Raw genomic sequence first — 16,389 nt, 5'->3', positions numbered from 1 at the left:
TCTCAGAGACCGAAGATCCGGTCGACCATCGGGTTGCGGAACATCCCGTCCGGGTCGACGCGCGACCTCAGGTCCGCGACCTCACCCAGGTCGGGGTGGACGGCCGCCAACGCGTCGTGGTCGAGGGTGTGCAGTTTTCCCCAGTGCGGACGTCCACCGGCGGCGGTGAGCACGGGCTCGACCACGGCGAAGAGTTCACGGTAGTCGTCACGGTGGTAGCGGTGCACCGCGACGTAACAGGACTCGCGTCCCTTCGCCGTCGAGAGCGGCACATCGTCGGCGGCGGTGCAGCGCACCTCGATGGGGAACCCGACGGGCAGACCCGACGAGTCGATCCGCCGGTGCACCTCGGTGAGGACCTCGGGGGCGTCGGCGAGGGGGACGGCGTACTCCATCTCGTTGAACCGCACGCGGCGTGCCGACACGAAGACGTCGTGGGCGACGTCCGAGTACTCCCGTTGCGCCAGTGTCGCGGCGGCGAGACGGTTCATCGCCCCGGTCGTGCGGGGGACGAGGTGCATCAGGGTGCACATCGCCCCGAAGGCGGCGTTGCTGACGAGTTCGTCGTCGACCACCGACCGCCAACGGGGGACCGGTCCGGGGAGCTGCGCCGCGGCGGCGTCCTGCAGCGAAAACCGGGTGTTGGTCTTGACGTGGGCGCGGTCGGTACCGGGGAACCAGTAGTACTCCAGGTGGTCCACGGCGGCGGCGCGTGCGGGGAACTCCCCGACCAGGGGCGCCAACGGCTCCGCCTTCTCCACCGCGGACAGGACGAAGGAGTCGACCACCGACATCGTGATCCGTGTGGTGACCCCCAGCGCGCCGAGTGACACCCTCCCGACGTCGAACAGGGCGTCGCCGGGGCCGACGTCGTGCACGGTGCCGTCAGCGGTGACGGTGCGCAGTCTGCGGACCATGCCGGCGAAGCCGGTCAACCCGACGCCGGTGCCGTGGGTGCCGGTGCTCACCGCACCGGCGAGGGACTGGGGGTCCACGTCGCCCTGGTTCGCCAGCGCGAGACCGTGCGGACGCAGGAGCGCCGGCACGTCACGGAGCCGGGTGCCGGCCAGGAACGTGACCTCCATCGCGGCGGTGTCGACCGCGACCAGGCCGCTGAGGTTGTCCAGGTTGACCAGGACCCCGTCCGTCACCGCGACCGGGGTGAAGGAGTGACCGGCGCCGACGGCCTTGACCCGTAGCCCGTCCTCGGCGGCGCGCCGGACGACCTCGACCACCTCGGCCTCGGTGGACGGTCGGACGAACCGGGTCGGTTGCGCGGTCTGTCCGCCCGACCAGTTGTGCCATCTCATGTGAAGATCCTTCCCTCGCCACGGTAGGTCGGCCATTCGTCGATGATGTCGCCGTCGCTGACGACGAGGACGGAGTCGGTGAACTCGGCCTGTTCGCCGGCCTTGGCGTGCCGGAACCACACATGGTCACCGAGCTCCAGCGCCGCGGCGACCGCACCGTGCAGCGGGGTCTGGACCTCCCCGGCGCCCTCGGTGGAGGTCAACGAGAGCCCCCGGGGGTAGTCGACCACCGGGACACGGTCGGCCCCGGGGGGTCCCGAGGCGATCCGTCCTCCACCGGCGACGGTGACGAACCCGGGTGCCGGACGGCGGACGACCGGCAGCACGAACCACTCCGCCGCCAGCGGGTGGAAGGACGAGTAGTTGTCGAACAGTGCCGGGCCGACGACGCCTGAACCGGCGCCGATCTCGGTGACGGCCTGCTCCGCCGTGGTCGACTCGATCGATCCGGTGCCGCCACCGTTGACGAACGCGAGGTCACCGACGACCTCCCTGACCGCGGCGACGACCGCGGCGCGACGACCCGCCAGCTCCCGCACGGACATCTTCTTCACCGCCGCGACGAGCGGGGAGGAGTCCGTGGTGCCGGCGATCTGGCCCTCGTAGGCCATCAGCCCGACCAGGGCGAACCCGTCACGGTCACGGATCGCCTCGGCCAGGGCACGGGCCTGTTCCACGGTGTGCACCGGCGACCGGCGCGCGCCCAGGTGCACCGGCCCGACGGTCAGCGAGGCGTCGACGTCGACGCACACCCGAAGGTCGCCGCGCTCGGCGGGAGGGACGACGGCGTCGATGAGGTCGAGGTGTTCCACCGAGTCGACCATCACCGTGATCGAGCGAAGGTAGGTGTCACCGCACATCAGCTGGTGGAGCAGCTGACGGTCGGCGCTGGGGTAGGCGACGAGGATGTCGTCGCAGACCCCGTCGTCGGCCAGCCACAGTGCCTCGGCCAGCGAGTAGGCGAGGAGCCCGTCGATCCCGTCCAGGGTCAGCAACCGCCGGATCAACGGGCGGATGCGGACCGACTTCGTCGCCAACCGGATGGGGGTGCCGGCGGCACGCCGGACCATGTCACCGGCGTTGGCCAGTGCACTGTCCAGGTCAAGGACCGAAAACGGGGCGTCGAGGTGCGCTACCGCCTCACGCACCGCCAGTCGTGGTGTACTCACGAGGTTGAGGATACGTCGGGAAACCGTCCGGAGTGGGGCAGTTTCGGATATCATCACCGGACATGACTGTGACGACTGTTGAACAATTCGGGAGTCCCCTGTTGGAGGGGGTGTTCCGTGCTCCGGGCCACACCGGGCCCGAGGGCGACATCGGCCGCTGGGAGGGGGTCGCCGGGGACGGGGAGTGGGCCGCGGAGATCCGACGACTCAAGGAACTGCGCAATGCGGTCATCCTGGCGCACAACTACGAGCTGCCGGAGATCCAGGACATCGCCGACCACACCGGCGACTCGCTCGCGCTCTCCCGGATCGCCGCCGAGACCGACGCCGACGTCATCGTCTTCTGCGGGGTGCACTTCATGGCGGAGACCGCCAAGATCCTCTCCCCGGACAAGACCGTCCTCATCCCCGACGAGGACGCCGGCTGCTCGCTGGCCGACTCCCTCAGCGCAGCGGAACTCGCCGGATGGAAGGCCGAGCACCCGGACGCGCTCGTGGTCAGCTACATCAACACCACCGCCGCCGTGAAAGGACTCACCGACGTCTGCTGCACCAGCTCCAATGCCGTGGACGTCGTGGCCGGCCTGCCCGCCGACCGGGAGATCCTCTTCGGCCCGGACCAGTTCCTCGGGGCCCACGTGCGCCGGCAGACCGGACGGGACAACATCCACGTGTGGGCCGGGGAATGCCACGTGCACGCGGGGATCTCCGGACCGGAGCTGGCGCGCCGGGCCGAGGAGAACCCCGGGGCCGACCTGTTCATCCACCCGGAGTGCGGCTGCGCGAACTCCGCGATCTACCTCGCCGGAGAAGGCGTGATCGACCCGGAGCGGGTCCACATGCTCTCCACCGGCGAGATGCTGACCTCGGCGCGGACGGCCGCGGAGAACGGCCGCGGGAAGGTGCTCGTCGCCACCGAGGTCGGCATGCTCCACCAGCTCAAGGGTGTCGCCCCGGAGGTGGACTTCGCGCCGGTCAACGAACGAGCGTCCTGCCCCTACATGAAGATGATCACCCCGGCGGCCCTGCTGCGCTGCCTGGCACTGGGCACCGACGAGGTCCACGTGGCCGAGGACGTCGCAGACAAGGCACGCCTCGCCGTCGAACGGATGATCTCGATCGGCACTCCGGGAGGAGGCGAATGACCGGCGTGCTCCCGGAGACCGACCTCGGGGCACTGGACGGGGACCCGGCCCTGTTCTCCGGGCTGGCCTGGGCCGCGCTGCAGGAGGACATCGCCTCCGGGGACGCCACCACCCTGGCCACCGTCCCGAAGGAGTTGACCGGGAGGGCGCACCTGGTGGCACGGCAGGCCGGGGTCGTCTCCGGTGTGGACGCGGTACAGGCGGTCCTCGACGCGGGGGCGTCCTACCCCGTCCTCGGTGGGCGGGTGGAGCTGCAGGACGCGGTCGCCAACGGCGCCCGGGTCTCACCGGGCACGGTCATCGGCGTCCTGGCGGGTCCGGTCGTGGCGATCCTGCAGCTGGAGCGCAGTGTGCTCAACGTCCTGTCGCACGCCTCCGGGGTGGCGACGCACACAGCGGCGTGGGCTGACGCCGTCGCCGTCGCCCGCCCCGGAACCGTCGTGCGGGACTCACGGAAGACACTGCCCGGACTGCGACTGCTGCAGAAACGTGCCGTGGTGCACGGTGGCGGGACACCGCACCGCTACAACCTGTCCGACCAGGCCATGGTCAAGGACAACCACGTCGTCGCCGGAGGGGGAGTGGTCGCCGCTTACCTGGCGGTCCGGGCCGACAACCCGGCACTGTGGTGCGAGGTCGAGGTCGACGACCTCGACCAGCTGCACGTGGTGCTGTCTGTCGGGGAACCGCCGCAGCAGGTGCTGCTGGACAACTTCACGGTGGAGGAGACTGCGACGGCGGTGCGGATGCGCGACGAGATCGCGCCGGGTGTGCTGCTGGAATCGTCCGGTGGGTTGACACTGGACGTCGCCGGGGAATACGCCGCGGCCGGGGTGGACTCGCTGGCCGTGGGGGCCCTGACACACTCCGTGACGGCGTTGGACATCGGGTTGGACCTGTAGAGATGGCGGGCGTTCAGGCCAGCTACGAGATGAAGATGCCCGCCGTGTTCGGGGTTCTTCCGCCGGTGGTCCTTGCCCCGAGTGCCGTCGGTCTGGTCGCGACGGGGTCGTGGACAGCCGGCATCGTGGTTGTTGTCCTGCTCGTGGTGTTCGAGTGGGCGATCTTCACCGCGACGGTGCAGGTGAGCTTGCATGAGGACGAGGTGGAGTTCCGTGCACCGTTCTACCGGCGGCGTGTCCCGTACCGGGAGGTCAGCTCGGTTGAGGTGACGAAGGACTTCGGGCTCAATCCCGGGCTGCTGAACTGGCCGGTGGTCGGGCGGACAGAGTCCCGCCGAGGGGTACGGCTCAACGTCGGGGGATCCGCGGCGCTGACGGTCTCGGCACGTGGCGGCCAGGAGAACATCACGGTGATGTTCGCGCAGATGGCGGAGGCTCGGGAGTGCGCCGACATCATCGAGACGGCCCGGTAGGTCAGTCAGCACATCGTCGTCGCGGACGATGGGGGAGAGCTTCACCTCTACGGCGATGACCTTCCCGTCGTACCGTTCCATGACGAGGTCGACCTCGTGCTCGCCTCCCCGCGTGCGAAGGTGGTAGGTCTTCGCCTCCGCCACCTGTCCTGCCGCGCGGACGGTCAGCGTGGTCAGAGACTCCAGGAACTGGCCGAACAGCTCCCCGCTGCCGGCAGATCCTGAGGTGAGGATCTGTGGTGTCACGCCGAGCAGTGCGGCGGCGACCCCCGGATCGACCACCTGGTGCTTCGGCGTCGTCGTGAGGCGTTTGAGAGGGAGGAGCGTCGGTGTCCACGCAGGCACAGGATCAAGGATCAACACCTGTGTGGGCAGGTCCCGGCAGGACTGTGCGGCGTCCTTGGAGATCTTCTCGGCATCGCCGGCGGTCGCCGCTGCATAGGCCGTTCACCAGGCGCGTAGCGCGCCGGGTTTGCGGACGAGGAATCCGGCGTCCGCGATGTCGCGGTCGATGACACGGGAGATATACCCGTCGATCTGGCTACGCCGGAGCCTGCCGCGGAGGCGGCGGATGCCGGGGAAGCCGGTGGAGCAGATCGCCTCGGCGTAACTGCGCGGGTCCATCTCAGTAGGTCCTCTGATGGGGCCACGCCGTCGCCGTCGAAGAGGTCGGACAGGGACACCGAGGGCTCCGTGGTGCCGCGTTCCGCGAGGGACAGTGGGCGCATACACAGAGAGAGGATCCGGCCTGCACCGGAGTGGGTGTCTGTCCCGGCGGGAAGACCCGCACTTCCGGTGAGGAGAAAGCGGGTGGGAGCGTGGTCATCGACCTGGCGGACGGTGTCGGCCTCGACGAGATGACGGGTGTCGGGGGGGAGTCGAGCGAGAGGACGACGTCGGCTCGGCGGGACGCGGTCGCGGTCTTGCCCACACCTTTGGCACCGTCGATGGCGATAGCGCTCGCCTCCGGAAGGAGGTCATCGAGCTCCCGGTCAATGTGTCGGGCGAGGTAGGACATGCCCATGAACTGCAATGACTTACCCTCACCGTCGTTTCGGCGGATGGTGTCGTGATCGGACGCTCAACTAGTATTGGGGGGTGAACTCTATTGAGATTGAGGTGTTTCACCGATGTGGAACCACAGGATCATGAGACCGGCACTGGCGATCGGGGTGGGGGCACCGCTGCTCCTCGGCGGTTGTCTCGCAGTCAGGGACGGTGAGTCGGAGGACGGTCCGGTCGTCACCGACACCCGGACCGTCACCAACACGGTGGAGATGCCTGCACCTACGGGAGAGGCGACCGTGCCCGGTGAGGAGGTCGAGACCTACTTCTCCACCGAAGGCCAAGAGGTCGGCGTCGCCGGATTGGGCCCGGATCAGGAGCCGCTGATCGTGCGGGACGTCCCCTCCGCGGACGGTGACGAGGTTGCTCACGTCGACCGGCTCGGCGCGGTGGAACTCGCCGGACGGGAGTGGAACAACACCGACCTGCCCGACGAGGGCTACTGGGCGGAGGTCCGCGTGGACGGAGCCCAGGGCTGGATGCTCAGCGGGCACCTGTTCCACTTCGGTGGGAACACCGACGTGACCGGCGACTACGTGGACATTCCCGCCGCCGACGAGGAACAGGAGCTGGTGACTTCCGTCGGTGGTCAGTCGGCAGGGGACCAGGCGGAGTGGATTCTGCTCACCACCCCGGACTACGCGGGTGAACCGTTCTACCGGGTGGACGTCACCGGGATGAAGGACGACGCACAAGCAGGTGAGCGGTTGTTCGTGACCGTCGAGGAGAACGACGGACGTTACGCCGTCGGGAAGGTCGAGCGGACCCTGCTGTGCCACCGTGGTGTGAGTGGCGGGCTGTGCCTGTAGGTGTCCGTCAGTGCTTCTGCTGGCGACGGATCCAGTCGCCCATTCCCGGGGTGATGAAGTGCAGTCCTCCGGTGGGGCTGCGGTAGATGGTGCCCTTCTTAATCAGCCGTTCACGAAGATAGCTGACCGAGCGTACCGGTTCCCCGAGGACCTTCGCGACGTCTCCGCCGTTGGGTTCGTCGTCAATGACCTCGGCAGTGGCCAGCGCGACGAGATATTCTCGCTCCCTGCCGCTCGCGTCTTCCCACCGGCTGGTGAACAATTGCTCAAGATCTGCCTGGATTCTCGGCGTGGCCTTCGCGACGTGCTCCGCAGTGATGGTCGTGCTGCCGTGGGAGGCGCGCCAGGCGAAATGGCCGGCGACTTGGATCTCGTAGGGGTATCCGCCGGACATTGACAACAAGGTGTCGGTGGCATCTGTCTGAAGCGGTCGGCCAGACTGTTCTGCCGGCCCGGTGAGTGCGTCACGTGCATCGGGTTCCGGCAATGAATCGAGCGAATGCCACTCCGCGCGTTCCAGGTACGTGGGGAGACGGCTGCCACGCGTCTCACGCAAGGACGGGAGCGCCGCCACCGCGACGACAAGTGGCCAGTTCTCGGGCACGATCTCCTGTAGGGCCCCGCCCAGCTCATGGAGATCTTTGGGGCTGGCGTTCTGAAGCTCATCGAGGGTGAGAAGTAGTCCGCTGGTCCGGGAATGCGCAATCGTCATCGTCGTGCGAAATTCCTCAGCCAGGCTGGTGACCTGCTGTTTGTCCGATGTCGAGATGTCAACCCCAGCACCGATGCCGAAGGCGCTCGCCTGGAACGTCGCACCCGTGATCGACTTCCTTCCAGATTTATCTCGCGGGACAGTGCCGCCGAAGGCGCTTCTGACGGCGCGGAGCTTGTCCACGAGTTCGGTGAGTATGCCCGCAGACTTCGCCTCGACATGCACAGTGGGCCAGGAGTGCTGTTCGGCGGCGACGTGGGATATCTCACCGAGTGTCACTGTTTTTCCGACGCCACGGGGGCCCACCAAGATGAGAGGACGAGGGGTTCTCCCGTCGAATGCCGCGACCTCGAGTGCCTCTGCGGCAGCGTCGATAACCTCGCCACGTCCAGCGAATACCATCGGGGCCTGGTTGAATCCTGGAGTGTAGGGGTTCGGGGTTCGTACGGAGGGAGCACGCATAGAGCAAAGTATAGCGTGTATAGCAAAAAATCGGATGTATAGCACGGTAGAGCAGGTATTGCACCGTAGAGCACCGTCGGCTGTCTGAACGGGGGTGACCCCACCTTCGTCTCCTGCTACGCTCAGGGCCATGGGAACACTGATCTTGTAGAACGGGACACCGCGTCGAGTTGGCTCCGCGGTGGGTCCTCAGCACGTCGGACGTGACTGCGCCGGGCGTGAGTTGACCCCGTTCATCTGCGCGCCTTGCGGCGCGCACACCACCAGACGGCACTGGTTGACCCGTGCTGTCGGTGAGGAGTTTTTCCATGACTCATGCCCCTGAATCACCCATGTCCACCGGCCCCTCGTCCGGGCCGCGGAGGACCTGCGAGATCCGCGGCGGCACCGTCCGCTTCGCGGAACGCACCGTCCTCGACGACGTCGACCTGATCATCGGGCCGAAGGAACGCATCGCCGTCATCGGCGACAACGGCGCGGGCAAATCGACTCTGCTCGGAATGCTCGCCGGATCCGTGCCACTCGCGGCCGGCGAACGCTCGGTCGTTCTCCCCGGCGGCCTTGCACTGGCCGAGCAGCATCCCCGGTTCGACGAGGACGCCTCCGTCGCCGACGCTCTCGACACGCTCCTGGTCGAGGTGCGGCACCTGGAGTCGGCGATCAGTGATCTGTCGACACGCCTCAGCCGGGCGAGCGATGAAGAACAGCCTGCTCTGCTGGCTGAACTCGGCAGGGCGACGGACACGTTCGAGGCGCGTGACGGTTACGCCGTCGACCAACGCGTCACTGAGGCGGTGGAGCAGCTCGGGCTCGGACGTGTCGACCGTGCTCAGCGGGTTCATTCGCTCTCGGGCGGCGAGCGGGCCCGGCTTGCGCTCGCGGCGGCGTTGTCGGCCGAGGCTGAACTGCTGCTGCTCGATGAACCGACCAATGATCTCGATGACGATGCGCTCGCATGGCTGGAGGCCCGCCTCGACGCGCACCGGGGGTCCATGATCGTCGTGACGCACGATCGGGCCTTCCTCGACCGGTTCGCGACGGACATCGTCCACGTCGACGACGGGATGCTGCGCCGGTACGGAGACGGGTACCAGGGGTTCCTCACCGCTCGGGAGGTGCAGCGGAAGCGCCTTCGCGCTGAGCACGAGGTCTGGTTGCGGGATCTCGCTCGCAACGAGGCGCTCATCGCCACCATCGCCTTCCGGATGGACGCGATCCCCCGCAGGATGGAGAAGTCGGGGTTCGGACACGGCGCGTTCCGCGCGCGGGGGCGCGACCACGGTGCCAGCGGCAGAATCCGGATGGCGAAGGCGCAGGTGTCCCGATTGCTCGCCGACCCCGCGCCGCCGCCAGCCGAGCCGCTCCGCTTCACACCACCGTCGGAGGTCGGACGCTGGACGGAAAGTGGAGACGAGCCGGCTATCGCGGCTCGTGGCGTACGGCTCGGCACCGGTGACGGGCCCCGCCTGGTTCTCGATGAGCTGATCGTCGGGACGTCAGACCGGATCCTCATCACCGGTCCCAACGGAGCAGGGAAGACGACCCTGCTCCGGGTCCTTGCCGGGGAACTGGTCCCTGGGTGTGGAACAGTGTCACACCGGCACGGGCTGAGGTCCGCCTGGTTGCGACAGGAACTCCTCGCCGGGAAGCCACAGACCCTTCAGCAGGCGTTCGCGGAGGCGACGGGGGACTACCTCGACGACGCGTCCGACCGGCTAGTGTCGTTCGGGCTGTTTCAGCGGGAGGATCTACCCCGGCCGCTGTCCGAACTGTCCATCGGCCAGGTGAGGCGATACGAGATCTCCGTCGCACTCGCGGCGCCCACCGACGTGCTGTTCCTCGACGAGCCGACCAACCACCTCGCACCCGAGCTCGTCGAACAGCTCGAGGCTGCGCTCGCGGAGTACGACGGCGCGGTCCTCACCGTCACCCACGACCGCAGATGGAGACAGTGCACCGCCTCCGACACCGGCACGAGGCACCTCCACGTCCGCCCGGGAGGACTGTGCGTCCCAGACGCCTGAGCCCGACTTGCCACCACCGGTAGACTGACCCCCATGAAGAAGTCCTCCTTCGTCCACCTGCACAACCACACCGAGTACTCCATGCTCGACGGGATGGCGAAGGTGGACCTGCTCGCCGAAGAGGTCTCGCGCCAGGGGATGCCCGCGGTCGGCATGACCGACCACGGCAACATGTTCGGCTCCGACGCCTTCTACCGCGCGATGACCGGTGCCGGCGTGAAACCCATCATCGGCATCGAGTGCTACATGGCACCCGAGTCCCGACTCATCAAGGACCGCGTCAAATGGGGTGAGCCCGAGCAGAAGCGTGACGACGTCGCCGGCGGTGGCTACTACCTGCACCAGACAATGATGGCGGAGAACGCCACGGGCCTGCGCAACCTGTTCCGGCTGTCCTCCCTGGCCAGCTACGAGGGGCAGGTCTCGAAGTACCCGCGTATGGACGCGGAGATCGTCGCCGAGCATGCCGAAGGGATCATCGCCACCACCGGTTGCCCGTCGGGCGACGTGCAGACCCGTCTGCGCCTCGGCCAGTTCGACAAGGCTCTCGAGGCCGCCGCGATGTGGCAGGACATCTACGGCAAGGACAACTACTTCCTCGAGCTCATGGACCACGGCCTCGAGATCGAGAAGCGCGTGCGTGACCAGCTTCTCGAGATCGGGCAGAAGCTCGAGCTGCCACCGCTGGTCACCAACGACTGCCACTACGTGCTGCAGAAACAGGCCAAGCCGCACGAGGTCATGCTGTGCGTGCAGACCGGTGCCACCATGGACGAGCCCACCCTCGACGAGGGCGGGCGCCGTTTCGCCTTCTCCGGCGACGGCTACTACATCAAGCCCGCCGAGGAACTGCGCAACTACTGGGACCCGATCGTCCCCGACGGCTGCGACAACACCCTCTGGATCGCCGAGCGGGTCCAGGACTACGGCGAACTGTGGGAGGAACACACCCACGACCGGATGCCGAACTACGACGTCCCGGAGGGACACACCCCCACCACCTGGCTGCGCCATGAGGTCCACGACGGACTCAAGGAGCGCTTCCACGGGGGAGAGGTGCCGAAGGAGTACCTCGACCGCGCCGAGTACGAGATCGACGTCATCGACATGAAGGGCTACCCGTCCTACTTCCTCGTCGTCGCCGACCTGATCAAGCACGCCCGGTCCATCGGCATCCGTGTGGGCCCCGGTCGTGGTTCCGCCGCCGGCGCACTGGTCGCCTACGCGCTGACGATCACCAACATCGACCCGATCGACCACGGTCTGATGTTCGAGCGGTTCCTCAACCCGGAGCGCCCCTCGGCACCGGATATCGACATCGACTTCGACGACCGGCGTCGCGGTGAGATGATCCGCTACGCCGCCGACAACTGGGGCCAGGACAAGGTGGCCCAGGTGATCACCTTCGGCACGGTGAAGACCAAGCAGGCGCTGAAGGACGCCGCCCGGGCCCACCACGGTCAGCCCGGTTTCCAGATCGCCGACCGCATCACCAAGACCCTGCCGCCGGCGCAGGCGGCCAAGGACATCCCGCTCTCCGGGATCATGGACCCCAACCACGACCGGTACCAGGAGGCCGCGGAGATCCGCACCCTCATCGAGACGGACCCCGTCGTCAAGGAGATCTACGACGACGCCCTCGGTCTGGAGGGCGTGGTCCGCCAGGCCGGTGTGCACGCCTGTGCGGTGATCATGGCATCCGTCCCGTTGCTCGACCACATCCCGATGTGGAAGCGTCAGCAGGACGGTGCGATCATCACCGGTTGGCCCTACCCGGCGTGCGAGGCCATCGGGCTGCTGAAGATGGATTTCCTGGGGCTACGCAACCTCACCGTCATCGGCGACTGCATCGAGAACATCAAGAAGAACCGGGACGAGGACCTCGACCTCGAGGGACTGACCACCGATGACCCGCAGTCCTATGAACTGCTGGCCCGTGGTGACACACTCGGCATCTTCCAGCTCGACTCCGGTGGTATGCAGGAACTGCTGAAGCGGATGAAGCCGACCGGCTTCAACGACATCGTCGCCGCCCTGGCGCTGTACCGGCCCGGCCCGATGGGCGTGGGTGCGCACTGGGACTACGCCGACCGTAAGAACGGTCGCAAGCCCATCGAACCCATCCACCCGGAACTCGCCGACGCGCTCGAGGAGATCCTCGAGGAGACCTACGGTCTGATCGTGTACCAGGAGCAGATCATGAGGATCTCGCAGAAGGTCGCGAACTACACCGCCGGCCAGGCCGACGGGTTCCGCAAGGCCATGGGCAAGAAGAAGCCGGAGGTGCTGGCCAAGGAGTTCGCCAACTTCGAGGCCGGAATGAAGGAGAACGGATTCTCCGGTGAAGCGATCAAGACACTGTGGGACACGATCCTCCCGTTCGCCGGCTACGCGTTCAACAAGTCCCACGCCGCCGGTTACGGTCTGGTCAGCTTCTGGACCGCCTACCTCAAGGAGCACTACACCGCCGAATACATGGCGGCCCTGCTGACCTCGGTGGCGGACAAGAAGGACAAGTCCGCGATCTACCTCGCCGACTGCCGTCACCTGGGCATCAAGGTCCTGTCCCCGGATGTCAACGAGTCGGACTACACCTTCAAGCCGGTCGGCCAGGACATCCGTTTCGGGCTGGGGGCCGTGCGCAACGTCGGCGAGGACGTCGTCGACTCGATCGTGGCGACACGCAAGGAGAAGACGTCGTTCTCCGACTTCTCCGACTACCTCGACAAGATCGACGCCACCGCCTGCAACAAGCGGGTCACCGAATCGTTGATCAAGGCGGGGGCCTTCGACTCCCTCGGGCACCCCCGCAAGGGCCTGATGCTGGTCTTCGAGGACGCCGTGGACTCCGTCACCTCCACCAAGAAGGCCGCCGCCCGCGGTCAGTACGACCTGTTCTCCGGGCTCGACGCAGTGGAGGACGACGCCTTCAAGGTCGAGGTCCCCGACCAGCACTGGGAACGCAAGCACGAGCTCACCCTGGAGCGCGAGATGCTCGGTCTCTATGTCTCCGGCCACCCGCTCGACGGGTTCGAGGCATCACTGGACTCGCAGATCGACACGCCTTTGACCACGGTGATCTCCGGTGAGTTGCCGGACAAGCGCACCATCAAGGTCGGTGGCATCATCTCCAGCGTGGACCGCCGCGTCGACAAGAAGGGAAACCCGTGGGCGATCGTCACGATCGAGGACCAGCACGGCGCACAGATTGAACTGCTGTGCTTCTCCCGCACCTACTCGATGGTCGCCCCGATGATCGCCGAGGACAACATCATTCTCGCCCAGGCTGAGGTGAGCATCCGCGACGACCGCACCAGCCTGTTCTGCAATGACCTCAAACTCGCCGAGCTCTCCGTCGGCGCAGGCGCGGGAGTGCCGTTGCGGCTGCGGATGCGGCTCGACCAGTGCACCCCGGACAACATGGACCGGCTCAAGGGCGTGCTGCACAACAACCGCGGTGACTCCGACGTCTACCTCACCCTCACCGACGGCACCGAGGAACTGCAGTACATGCTGCCGCCGGACCTCCGGGTCTCCCGGACGTCGTCGTTGATGGGTGACCTCAAGGCGTCGACCTGGGCCGGCGTGCTCGGGTGACCGAGCCGGTGAGCCGACCGTACCTGCGTCCCGCCGATGATCGTCCGGTCGCGGAGACCGAGGTCAAGCGGTCGCGGTTCATCGCCTGTGCCGCCCGGGTGGTCGACGAGGACGCCGCCCGGACGTTCCTCGCCGGGATCCGGGCGCAGTTCCCCGACGCCCGCCACCACTGCAGTGCCTACATCCTGCACGTCGACGGGGCCAACCCCGTGGAACGATCCAGTGACGACGGCGAGCCGGCAGGCACCGCCGGCCAGCCGATGCTCGAGGTGGTGCGTGGCTCCGGACTGCAGGACGTCGCCGTGGTCGTGGTGCGTTACTTCGGCGGGGTGAAACTGGGTACCGGTGGACTTGTGCGTGCCTACCAGGACGCCACCCGTGCCGTCCTGGACGAGGTCGCGGTCAGGCGACGCGAACCCCGGGACCTCTGGACGCTGGACGTCGGCCACGGGGAGGCGGGCAAGATCGAGGCGGAACTCCGGGGACGCGGATTCGGCGTCGAGGCGTCCTACGGACAGACGGTGACGTTGACCCTCACTGTGGCGGCCGGAGAGGACCCCGGTGGCGTTGTCAGGGAGATCTCAGGCGGAACTCTGGAAGTTGTACGGGACGGGTCCCGCTGGGACGACGTCACGGTGGGGTGAACCGGGGTAGAATCGCGCCCATGACCATGGACAACTACTCCGACAATCCCGTTGCCCGTCGTAAGGCCGACGTCCGTAAACGGTCGCGGTCGATCCAGGTGTCCGGGGGGATCGCGGTGGCCGGGGGAATCCTCGGCATCCTGGGGGTCGCCTCCGGTTTCTTCTTCACCATCGCCGTGGTCTCGCTCGTGGTCCTGGGATGGAACGTGGTGAAGGTCCGTGAGGTGCTCAACCACAAGGACCAGTGGTGACCGGTGACCCGGATCGACGCCTGGGTGTGGGCCGTCCGCCTGTACAAGACCCGGTCGGCCGCCGCTGAGGCCTGCCGTGCCGGGCACGTGAAACTCAACGACGTCTCAGTGAAACCCGCCCAGACCGTCGCGGTCGGGGACCGTGTGCGCGCCTGGGTGAACCACCGCGAGCACGTCGTCGAAGTCACCGAACTGGTGTCGAAACGGGTCGGTCCGCCACGGGCACGGGAATGCTACGTGGACCACTCGCCGCCGCCCCCGCCGAAAGAAGTCCTGGCCTCCATTCCACGCAGGGACAGGGGTGCCGGTCGGCCGACCAAACGTGAACGCCGCCAGATCGATCAGTTGCGCGGTCGCTGACCCATCCTCTGCCACCGGTTCCCCAACCTGCCCGGGCGCGACGACGTGTGGTCGCCGATGTGCACGGTCCGGCGGATGTGGTCGCGACCGTAGGTGAACAACAGCAGGTCGTCGATGAGGCGGACCTGCCCCGGGGGATAGCCGTAGCCGACAGTCTCCTGCAGCTGCGCCAGGGCTTCCGGTGTGCACAGGGCGCTGAGCTCGCCGATGGTCGTCACACCGTTCGCCGCGAGCATGTCCACGGCGAACCGGTAGTAGTCGGCCTTGGACATGGGGTACCCGTTGCCCACGAGCATCGTCAGCACACCGGGCAGCATGGTGGCGGTGAGTTCGGTGTCATCGGTCGCACTCTCGTCGGTGCTGGTGGCGCGGACGATCGTGTCGAACTGCTGGTCAGCGAGTTCAATCAGCCCTGCGGCGAGCGTGAAGGCGCGGTGGACCTCCGGACTGATCTCGTGGCCCGGGTTCTTGTAACGGACATCGTGCTCGAACTCCGCCCACGCGTGCTGCAGCACCGTCCTGATCTGGATCTCGACAAGCCTGCCCTCCAGGTCCGTCAGAGACGGCATGGTGGAACTGGTGACCCGGGCGATGACGTGGGAGGACGCGTAGCCGAACTCGCCCCGGTCCGCGGTCTGGGCGGACTTGTCGGTCACGGAGACCACGTCGAAGAGACTGCGCATCACCCCCACAAGCAGCAGGATGTCCGAGGTGGTGTAGACCGTGACCCGCACCCCCAGGACGTCGTAGGCGGAAGCGAAGTCACGGTAGTCGGGATGCAGGGAGTCGTGGATCTTCGCCAGGTAACTGCCGCGGTCCTTGATGCGCACCGAGACCTGGTCGAAGGCGATACCGGCGTCAGAGAGTTCGTCGGAGAGGACCTTCTGGATGTCCGTGACCACGGTGGGGTGGTCGGCGAGCCACGTGTCGAAATCGCGCAGGACGGTGGAATCTTTCATGGCACCGACTCTAGCGTCTGACAGTGGCCGGCCGAGATGTCGAGAGGTCCGGTGCAGTCCACCGGGGGAACGGCACCGGTGGAGATGAACAACCGCTGGTCCGGTGTGACGAAGAACGGGGTGGGGGACGGGCCGACGGTGAGGATGCGTGACGTGGGCAGCGCGAGCAGCGGGTGGGAGACCAGTCCGGCCGCGGGAAAGGGGTCGCCGATCACGGCGATCTCCCTGACCCCGGCACCGACGTCACGGTGCCGGAGAGCCGTGCCGTGGACGACGGAGAGCTCCCCGAGAACGGCGAGCATCCCGGTGGCGGTGTTCTGCCACAACAGTGAGGCGCTGGCCCCCACCGTCGTCAGGTCGCCGACCGTGAGCGGCCGCGCACCGTCGTGGACGGTGGCGCCGAGCCCTCCTCCCAGAGGCACGGTGACCAGGGCGCCGGGATCGTAGGGGTCGTGGTCGTCGGCGACGGGGACGGTGCGCAGATGGAGTTTCCGGTTCATACCGGTA

Annotated in this window: 15 protein-coding genes and 1 pseudogene; 9 read left to right on the top strand and 7 right to left on the bottom strand. The window is 67.3% G+C overall.

The window, feature by feature from the left end:
- Positions 1 to 2: 2 nt before the first annotated feature.
- A complete protein-coding gene (locus tag PQI66_RS03785; protein WP_339996165.1) occupies positions 3 to 1,310 on the bottom strand; it encodes a D-arabinono-1,4-lactone oxidase in 1,308 nt (435 codons plus the stop codon).
- Positions 1,307 to 2,479, bottom strand: coding sequence for an alanine racemase (locus PQI66_RS03780; RefSeq protein WP_339996163.1), 1,173 nt, complete (start codon positions 2,477 to 2,479; stop codon positions 1,307 to 1,309). The genes PQI66_RS03785 and PQI66_RS03780 overlap by 4 nt, the downstream gene beginning before the upstream one ends.
- A gap of 62 nt (positions 2,480 to 2,541) precedes the next feature.
- On the opposite strand from PQI66_RS03780, the gene nadA reads away from it, so the two are divergent.
- Genes nadA through PQI66_RS03765 form a run of 3 tightly spaced genes read left to right on the top strand, consistent with a single transcriptional unit; the run spans position 2,542 to position 4,999 of the window.
- Positions 2,542 to 3,624 carry a quinolinate synthase NadA gene (nadA, locus tag PQI66_RS03775; RefSeq protein WP_339996161.1) on the top strand — a complete coding sequence of 361 codons (1,083 nt, stop codon included), beginning with the start codon at positions 2,542 to 2,544 and terminating at the stop codon, positions 3,622 to 3,624.
- A complete protein-coding gene (gene nadC / locus PQI66_RS03770; protein WP_339996159.1) occupies positions 3,621 to 4,526 on the top strand; it encodes a carboxylating nicotinate-nucleotide diphosphorylase in 906 nt (301 codons plus the stop codon). Before nadA ends, nadC begins: the two co-directional genes overlap by 4 nt.
- A gap of 2 nt (positions 4,527 to 4,528) precedes the next feature.
- A complete protein-coding gene (locus PQI66_RS03765) occupies positions 4,529 to 4,999 on the top strand; it encodes a hypothetical protein (protein ID WP_339996158.1) in 471 nt (156 codons plus the stop codon).
- Positions 5,000 to 5,092: 93 nt separating this feature from the next.
- Here the strand turns inward: PQI66_RS03765 and PQI66_RS15415 are convergent.
- A pseudogene (locus tag PQI66_RS15415) lies at positions 5,093 to 5,362 on the bottom strand (DUF4143 domain-containing protein); the annotation flags it as partial.
- Between the two features lie 84 nt (positions 5,363 to 5,446).
- Positions 5,447 to 5,623, bottom strand: coding sequence for a hypothetical protein (locus PQI66_RS03760; RefSeq protein WP_339996157.1), 177 nt, complete (start codon positions 5,621 to 5,623; stop codon positions 5,447 to 5,449).
- Positions 5,624 to 6,147: 524 nt separating this feature from the next.
- Between PQI66_RS03760 and PQI66_RS03755 the strand changes: the two genes are divergently transcribed.
- Positions 6,148 to 6,873, top strand: a complete 726-nt coding sequence (locus tag PQI66_RS03755; protein ID WP_339996155.1) for a hypothetical protein — start codon at positions 6,148 to 6,150, stop codon at positions 6,871 to 6,873.
- A gap of 7 nt (positions 6,874 to 6,880) precedes the next feature.
- On the opposite strand, the gene PQI66_RS03750 is transcribed toward PQI66_RS03755, so the two are convergent.
- The gene (locus PQI66_RS03750) at positions 6,881 to 7,987 is read right to left on the bottom strand and encodes an ATP-binding protein (RefSeq protein ID WP_339996793.1); all 1,107 of its coding nucleotides are present in this window, start codon (positions 7,985 to 7,987) and stop codon (positions 6,881 to 6,883) included.
- 368 nt (positions 7,988 to 8,355) lie between these two features.
- Here PQI66_RS03750 and PQI66_RS03745 point away from each other — a divergent pair, with 368 nt between their 5' ends.
- From PQI66_RS03745 to PQI66_RS03725, 5 genes are read left to right on the top strand one after another with little or no spacing between them, the layout of a single operon-like run.
- Positions 8,356 to 10,071 (top strand): ABC-F family ATP-binding cassette domain-containing protein, encoded by a 1,716-nt coding sequence (locus PQI66_RS03745; RefSeq protein ID WP_339996153.1) that lies wholly within the window; start codon positions 8,356 to 8,358, stop codon positions 10,069 to 10,071.
- 33 nt (positions 10,072 to 10,104) lie between these two features.
- The gene (gene dnaE, locus PQI66_RS03740) at positions 10,105 to 13,668 is read left to right on the top strand and encodes a DNA polymerase III subunit alpha (protein WP_339996151.1); all 3,564 of its coding nucleotides are present in this window, start codon (positions 10,105 to 10,107) and stop codon (positions 13,666 to 13,668) included.
- Between the two features lie 8 nt (positions 13,669 to 13,676).
- Positions 13,677 to 14,312, top strand: coding sequence for an IMPACT family protein (locus tag PQI66_RS03735; protein ID WP_339996149.1), 636 nt, complete (start codon positions 13,677 to 13,679; stop codon positions 14,310 to 14,312).
- Between the two features lie 20 nt (positions 14,313 to 14,332).
- Positions 14,333 to 14,563 carry a hypothetical protein gene (locus tag PQI66_RS03730; protein WP_339996147.1) on the top strand — a complete coding sequence of 77 codons (231 nt, stop codon included), beginning with the start codon at positions 14,333 to 14,335 and terminating at the stop codon, positions 14,561 to 14,563.
- Between the two features lie 3 nt (positions 14,564 to 14,566).
- Positions 14,567 to 14,923 carry an RNA-binding S4 domain-containing protein gene (locus PQI66_RS03725; protein ID WP_339996146.1) on the top strand — a complete coding sequence of 119 codons (357 nt, stop codon included), beginning with the start codon at positions 14,567 to 14,569 and terminating at the stop codon, positions 14,921 to 14,923.
- Here PQI66_RS03725 and PQI66_RS03720 read toward each other — a convergent pair.
- Both PQI66_RS03720 and PQI66_RS03715 read right to left on the bottom strand, forming a co-directional pair.
- The gene (locus PQI66_RS03720; RefSeq protein ID WP_339996145.1) at positions 14,905 to 15,882 is read right to left on the bottom strand and encodes a GTP pyrophosphokinase; all 978 of its coding nucleotides are present in this window, start codon (positions 15,880 to 15,882) and stop codon (positions 14,905 to 14,907) included. The two genes, PQI66_RS03725 and PQI66_RS03720, sit on opposite strands and share 19 nt — an antisense overlap.
- Positions 15,879 to 16,382 carry a hypothetical protein gene (locus tag PQI66_RS03715; RefSeq protein ID WP_339996144.1) on the bottom strand — a complete coding sequence of 168 codons (504 nt, stop codon included), beginning with the start codon at positions 16,380 to 16,382 and terminating at the stop codon, positions 15,879 to 15,881. Before PQI66_RS03715 ends, PQI66_RS03720 begins: the two co-directional genes overlap by 4 nt.
- Positions 16,383 to 16,389: the final 7 nt, after the last annotated feature.

The sequence above is a fragment of the Corynebacterium sp. USCH3 genome (assembly GCF_037619475.1).
Classification (GTDB): domain Bacteria; phylum Actinomycetota; class Actinomycetes; order Mycobacteriales; family Mycobacteriaceae; genus Corynebacterium.
Note: the sequence above shows the minus strand (reverse complement) of the source record. Positions and strands in the feature narration are given on the sequence as shown.

Coding starts and splice junctions, on each gene's coding strand:
- dnaE (WP_339996151.1), top strand. CDS start 10,105: ATGAAGAAGTCCTCCTTCGTCCACCTGCACAACCACACCGAGTACTCC.
- PQI66_RS03730 (WP_339996147.1), top strand. CDS start 14,333: ATGACCATGGACAACTACTCCGACAATCCCGTTGCCCGTCGTAAGGCC.
- PQI66_RS03750 (WP_339996793.1), bottom strand. CDS start 7,987: ATGGTATTCGCTGGACGTGGCGAGGTTATCGACGCTGCCGCAGAGGCA.
- nadC (WP_339996159.1), top strand. CDS start 3,621: ATGACCGGCGTGCTCCCGGAGACCGACCTCGGGGCACTGGACGGGGAC.
- PQI66_RS03765 (WP_339996158.1), top strand. CDS start 4,529: ATGGCGGGCGTTCAGGCCAGCTACGAGATGAAGATGCCCGCCGTGTTC.
- PQI66_RS03760 (WP_339996157.1), bottom strand. CDS start 5,623: ATGGACCCGCGCAGTTACGCCGAGGCGATCTGCTCCACCGGCTTCCCC.
- PQI66_RS03745 (WP_339996153.1), top strand. CDS start 8,356: ATGACTCATGCCCCTGAATCACCCATGTCCACCGGCCCCTCGTCCGGG.
- nadA (WP_339996161.1), top strand. CDS start 2,542: ATGACTGTGACGACTGTTGAACAATTCGGGAGTCCCCTGTTGGAGGGG.
- PQI66_RS03715 (WP_339996144.1), bottom strand. CDS start 16,382: ATGAACCGGAAACTCCATCTGCGCACCGTCCCCGTCGCCGACGACCAC.
- PQI66_RS03785 (WP_339996165.1), bottom strand. CDS start 1,310: ATGAGATGGCACAACTGGTCGGGCGGACAGACCGCGCAACCGACCCGG.
- PQI66_RS03720 (WP_339996145.1), bottom strand. CDS start 15,882: ATGAAAGATTCCACCGTCCTGCGCGATTTCGACACGTGGCTCGCCGAC.
- PQI66_RS03755 (WP_339996155.1), top strand. CDS start 6,148: ATGAGACCGGCACTGGCGATCGGGGTGGGGGCACCGCTGCTCCTCGGC.